We start from the raw sequence: 5,930 nt of genomic DNA, 5'->3' as shown, positions 1-5,930 counted from the left end.
GGCCACTTCTGCGTGGACAGGGTCACCGCCTTCATCGCCAGGTCCGCATCCGAGGCGACCAGGATCCCGGAGTGCGCTGGTAACACGGTTCCGGGAGCCAGCACACACCCGACCACCGCCGACCCGGCGGGACGGACGTCGGCCAGCAGAGACGCCGTTTCCGGTGCGACGCCAGCGAGCAACTCGCTCGCCGACCACGGCGGGACCGCCACGACCACCGCGTCATACCGGACGGCATCATCGGCGGTGACCACACGGTAGTCACTGGTCTGCCGGTCGATGGCGACCACCGGCGCGCCGGTGTGAATCGTCGCCCCGCTCGCCGCCGCCAGTGCATCGACCAGGGTCCGGTAGCCACCGCGCAACGCACCGAACACCGGCCCGTCAACGCTGGCAGCGGCTGCGCTGACCGCAGTCACTGCCGCGGTCAGCGAGGGTGCACCCTCGGCGATGGCCTTGGCCAGTCCTCCGACGCTCTCCGATAGACCCAGATCATCGGCGCGCGCGGAATACACCCCGCCGAGCATCGGGTCGACGCTGCGGGCCACTACTTGGGCCCCGAACCGGTCGCGGACCAGCTCGCCGACCGACAATCCCGTACGCGGTAGCGTCCAAGGCCGTTGCGGCTCGGTCTCGATGTGCACTCGGGTCTGGGCGTCGATCAGGTCACCGAGTGCCGCGGCCGTGCACGGGATACCCATCACGGCCGGGGCCGGCAGCGGGTGCAGGCGCTCACCGGACCAGATCGCCGGACGCAGCGGTCCGGGCGCGACCACCTGATCGGCCAGACCGAGTTGGCGTACCAGCTCGATGGCTTCGCGGCGGCGGACAATGAACGCTTCGGCCCCCACGTCCATCGCCACGCCGTCGGTCGCGCCACTGTCGACGGTCCGGGTGCACAGCAGCCCCCCGGGGCGCTCGGCTGCCTCCCAGACATCCAGGTCAACAGCCGCGCCGAGGGCCGATCGCAGTGCGTAGGCGGCAGTGAGTCCGGAGACCCCGCCGCCGATCACCGCGACCCGGCCGCTCACAGCGTGTGGATCAGTTCGACCGCCCGGGTAATCGCGCTCGCCTCGGTATTCGGCAGCACGCCATGCCCAAGGTTGACGATGTGTCCGCGTGCCCCGGCGGCGACGGCGCGTTCGCCTTCGCCGAGAATGCGGCGCAGCTCGCGTTCGATCACCTCGTCGCCGGCCATCAGGGCCGTCGGATCGAGGTTGCCCTGAATGGCGACCGGACGAGCTGCCGGATCACCGCAGCCCGCGCGCTGCGCGGCAACGTCGAGCGGTATCCGCCAATCGACACCGATCACGTCCGCGCCGATCCGGGTCATTGCACCCAGCAGCTCCCCGGTGCCGACACCGAAGTGAATGCGCGGGACGCCGGAGTCGGCGACCTCAGCCAGGACGCGCGCCGAGTGCGGCGCCACATAGGCGAGATACTCGGCCTCCGACAGCGTCCCCGCCCACGAGTCGAACAACTGCACCGCGTCGACCCCGGCCGCGAGCTGCGCCTGCAGAAACCCGATCGTGATGTCAGTGAGCGCGCCCATCAGCTGGTGCCACAACTGCGGATCGGCCCGCATCATCGTCTTGGTGCGCTCGTAGGTGCGGCTCGGTCCGCCCTCAATCAGATATGACGCGAGCGTGAACGGCGCACCGGCGAAGCCGATGAGCGCGACAGTGTCGGGCAGCTCGCCCAGGAGCAGGTCGATGGCGGCGGTCACCGCGCCGACCTCGGCGCGGTCCAGCCGTGGGAGTGCCGCGACGTCGCTGGCGGTGCGCACCGGATGGGCGATCACTGGCCCAGTCCCGGCCACGATGTCCAGATCGATGCCGGCCGCCCGCAGCGGAACGACGATGTCGGAGAACAGGATCGCCGCATCGGTGTCGTGTCGGCGCACTGGCTGCAGAGTGATTTCGCAGACCAGCTCCGGGTCGAAGCAGGATTCCAGCATGCCGCGACTGGCCCGGATCTCCCGATACTCTGGCAGCGAGCGTCCAGCCTGCCGCATGAACCACACCGGCCGTCGCGCCGGGAGCTGTCCCGTCGCCGCCGCCACCAGAGGCATTCTGTCTGAATTCCGCCGCACCGCACTCATGCCCCCACCATGCCATGCGCTCCCGATAGGAGAAATCGGTACCGTCGGCGCGCCTAAGAACGACCTAAGAGTCTCCCCTCTAGTGTGACGCATGTGACTTCTGGAGCCCACCCCGAACCGGCGGATTTCACCGACGCCGTCGCCTCCCTGCACGAGGCTGTCGTGCGGCCGGAGATCGAGGTCGGCGCGATCCGCCCGCCGCAGCGGCTAGCACCGTACAGCTATGCCCTCGGTATCGAGGTGGCCCCGCCCGACATCAGCGATCCGGCACTGGTACCCACCGATTCGGCGGGCAGCGCGTTCGGCCGACTAGTCCTGCTCTACGACCCGGACGGCCAGGAGGCATGGAACGGCACCTTCCGGCTCGTCGCCTTCGTGCAGGCTGAGGTCGAAGCCGATCTGGCCGAGGATCCGCTGCTTCCCGAGGTCGCCTGGGAGTGGCTGGCCGAGGCGCTCGGCGTGCCGAAGGGCTCCACCGAATCCCTCCCTGCCCTGGGCAGCGACACACCCGCTGTGCTCGCACTTGGCGGCACGGTCACCGCGACCACCTCGGTCCGGTACGGCGATATCGCCGGCCCACCGCGCGCGCACCAACTGGAACTTCGCGCCTCGTGGACGGCCGGGAGCAGCGCCCTGGCCGGACACCTCGAAGCTTTCTGTGAGGTTCTGGCCAGCGCTGCCGGTCTCCCGCCCGTGGGCGTGGCCACCCTGGGCCGGCTCGCTCCGCAATGACCCTTCGACAAGCTCAGGGAGCAGTATGAGCTCAGGGAGCGACCCTTCGACAAGCTCAGGGAGCGGTATGAGCGCAGGGGGCGAGGTGGTCGAAGCGGTCATCACGCCACTGTTGACTCCCGCCGACGGGGTGCCGCTGGTGCTGAGCAGTCCGGACGACTTCGCCTGGGCCGCCGACCGAATCGCCGCCGGGACGGGACCGATCGCTATCGACACCGAGCGCGCGAGTGGATACCGCTATTCGCAGCGCGCGTATCTGATTCAGCTCAAGCGCGCCGATTCCGGCAGCTTCCTGATCGATCCAATCGAGCACCCGGACGCCCTGGGACCGCTGGTCGCGACGCTGACCGGACCGGAGTGGATTCTCCACGCGGCCGATCAGGACCTCCCGTGCCTGACTGAACTCGACTTCCAATGCACCGCCTTGTTCGACACTGAACTGGCTGGCCGACTGCTCAACCTGCCCAAGGTGAACCTGGCGGCCATGGTCGCCGAGTTCCTCCAGCTCGGGCTTGCCAAGGGCCACGGTGCCGCCGACTGGTCACATCGCCCACTGCCGGACGAGTGGCTGAACTATGCGGCCCTGGATGTCGAGGTCCTGGTGGAGCTGCGCAATGCCATGCGCGCCGCCCTCGACGAATCCGGCAAGCTGCCCTGGGCGGAGCAGGAGTTCGCCTACACACTGAGCAAGCCCGCGCCGGTCCCGCGCGCCGATCGATGGCGCCGGACCTCCAACATCCACACGCTGCGTACGCAGCGTCAACTCGCCATCGTCCGGGAGCTCTGGATCGCCCGCGAAGGGATCGCCGCCCGGCGCGACGTAGCGCCCGGCCGCGTCCTTCCTGATTCGGCGATCGTCACCGCCGCCGTGGCCGCCCCAGAAACCGAAGACGCGCTCACTCGGCTGCCGGTGTTCGGCGGTCCACGCCAACGCCGCCAGGCCACGACCTGGCTGCGGGCCGTCACCGTGGCCCGCCACCTCCCCGACGCCGAACTACCTCCACGCAAACAAGCCGCCACCGGTCCCCCGCCCATCAACCGGTGGGAACAGCGCAATCCTGAGGCGGCGCGCCGCGCACACGAAGTGCGGCCCACCGTCACAGAGATCGCCAAACGCCACGCGGTGCCGACCGAGAATCTGCTCGCCCCGGACGTGGTACGCACCCTCTGCTGGGAGGGTCTGCCGGACACCGGACCCGACGTTGTCGAGCAGTGGCTGGCCGACCATCAGAGCCGCCCGTGGCAGCGCGAGTTGACGGCCGAGCCGATCGCCGCGGCGCTCAGGCGAGCGTCGGATCCCCCGAAATCGTCGTAATCAGTTCGGCTGCGGTCAACCCGAAATCGGCGAGTAGCTCGTCGCGCGTCGCGTGTGTCGCGAACTGTTGCGGGATACCGAGCTGACGCACCGGGATGTCCACCCGAGCTGCCGACAGCGCCTCGTGCACCGCCGAACCGACGCCACCGTGCACGCCGCCGTCTTCCAGCGTCACCACCAACTGATGCTCACCAGAAAGCTTCACGATGGACTCGGCGACCGGGAACACCCATCGCGGATCGACGACGGTCGCCGCAATACCGATCGCCGCCAGACCCGCGGCCGTATCGATAGCGAGCTGCGCGAACGCACCGACGCCAACGATCAGCACTTGTGCCTCACCGCCCGGCCGGACGAGCACATCGACGCCATCATTCAACCGCTCAACGGCCAGAATCTCCTGCGGCACAGCCCCTTTGGAGAAGCGAAGCGCCGTCGGACCGTCGTTGACGTCGAGCGCCTCGGCGAGCTCTTCGCGCACGCGCACGCCGTCACGTGGGGACGCCACGCGCATCCCAGGAATGATCGACATTAGCGATAGATCCCACATGCCGTGGTGGCTCGGCCCGTCTGGGCCGGTGAGGCCCGCGCGATCGAGGACCACCGTCACCGGCAGCTTGAGTAACGCCACGTCCATCAACAGCTGGTCGAAGGCGCGGTTGAGGAACGTCGAATAGATCGCGACCACCGGGTGCAATCCCCCCAGCGCGAGGCCGGCGGCCGAGGTCATCGCATGCTGCTCGGCGATCCCGACATCGAACATCCGTTCCGGGTATTGCTCACCGAAGGCCCGCAGACCAGTCGGTCCGGGCATGGCCGCGGTGATGGCCACCACCTCGGGACGGCGCTGCCCCTCAGCCACCAGTGCGGCGGAGAATTCGGCGGTGAAGTCGCGGGCCGCGGTACCGTGCGCAATGCCCGTCGCCGGATCCATTTTGCCGGTCGCGTGCATCTGCTCGGCGACATCGTTCTCGGCCGGTGCATAGCCCATGCCCTTGCGGGTGACGGTATGGACGATCACCGGTCCGCCGAAAGCCTTCGCCTGGGCGAAGGCGGCCTCCAGCGCCCGCTGATCGTGGCCGTCGACCGGTCCGACGTACTTGATGCCCAGATCGGAGAACATCGCCTGCGGGGCGACGAGGTCCTTGACACCGCTCTTGAGTCCGTGGAGCAGCGCGTATGCGGCGTCGCCGACCACCGGCGTCTGGTGCAGCAGGCGGCGTCCGCTGGCCAGCAGCTTCTCATAGCCCGGTTGCAGACGCAGCCCAGACAAGTGGCGGGCAAGCCCGCCGATCGTGGGCGCATACGACCGCCCGTTGTCGTTCACGACGATCACCACGGGTCGGTGACCGTCAGCGAGGTTATTCAGCGCCTCCCAGCACATGCCACCAGTGAGGGCGCCGTCGCCGACGACCGCCACCACGGTGCGGTCCGCGCCGGTGAGCTCGAAGGCCTTCGCCAGACCGTCCGCGTTCGACAGCGCCGCCGAGGCATGCGAGGACTCGACCCAGTCGTGCGCGCTCTCGGCGCGGTCCTGATAGCCGGTGAGCCCATCGCGCTGCCGCAGTGAGTCAAAACGGTCTTTGCGACCGGTGACGATCTTGTGCACATAGCACTGGTGACCGGTGTCGAAGAGGATCGGGTCGACCGGTGAATCGAAGACGCGGTGCAGCGCGAGGGTGAGTTCGACGACGCCGAGGTTCGGACCGAGGTGCCCGCCGGTCGCCGCCACCTTTGCGATCAAGAATTCGCGGATCTCCGCGGCGAGTTCGATCATCTCAT

5 protein-coding genes are annotated in these 5,930 nt (G+C 68.7%); 2 read left to right on the top strand and 3 right to left on the bottom strand.

Annotation, left to right across the window (positions count from 1 at the left end):
• Together WAW85_RS00935 and hemE are read right to left on the bottom strand one after the other, a co-directional pair.
• Nucleotides 1-1,031, bottom strand: a 1,031-nt coding sequence (locus tag WAW85_RS00935; protein ID WP_422557794.1) for an FAD-dependent oxidoreductase, incomplete at its 3' end; no start/stop codon positions are given.
• Nucleotides 1,028-2,071 (bottom strand): uroporphyrinogen decarboxylase, encoded by a 1,044-nt coding sequence (gene hemE / locus WAW85_RS00930; protein ID WP_422557793.1) that lies wholly within the window; start codon nucleotides 2,069-2,071, stop codon nucleotides 1,028-1,030. The genes hemE and WAW85_RS00935, both read right to left, overlap by 4 nt.
• A 123-nt stretch (nucleotides 2,072-2,194) precedes the next feature.
• Here hemE and WAW85_RS00925 point away from each other — a divergent pair, with 123 nt between their 5' ends.
• Both WAW85_RS00925 and WAW85_RS00920 read left to right on the top strand, forming a co-directional pair.
• Nucleotides 2,195-2,833, top strand: a complete 639-nt coding sequence (locus tag WAW85_RS00925; RefSeq protein ID WP_422557792.1) for a DUF3000 domain-containing protein — start codon at nucleotides 2,195-2,197, stop codon at nucleotides 2,831-2,833.
• Nucleotides 2,834-2,900: 67 nt separating this feature from the next.
• A complete protein-coding gene (locus tag WAW85_RS00920) occupies nucleotides 2,901-4,148 on the top strand; it encodes an HRDC domain-containing protein (RefSeq protein WP_422557791.1) in 1,248 nt (415 codons plus the stop codon).
• Here WAW85_RS00920 and dxs read toward each other — a convergent pair.
• On the bottom strand, nucleotides 4,114-5,930 hold a 1,817-nt coding region (gene dxs, locus WAW85_RS00915), incomplete at its 5' end, for a 1-deoxy-D-xylulose-5-phosphate synthase (RefSeq protein WP_422557790.1). The genes WAW85_RS00920 and dxs overlap by 35 nt on opposite strands.

The organism is Gordonia sp. (in: high G+C Gram-positive bacteria), assembly GCF_049299075.1.
Classification (GTDB): domain Bacteria; phylum Actinomycetota; class Actinomycetes; order Mycobacteriales; family Mycobacteriaceae; genus Gordonia.
The sequence above is the reverse complement of the archived record's forward strand: the minus strand, read 5'-3'. Positions and strand labels throughout refer to the sequence as shown.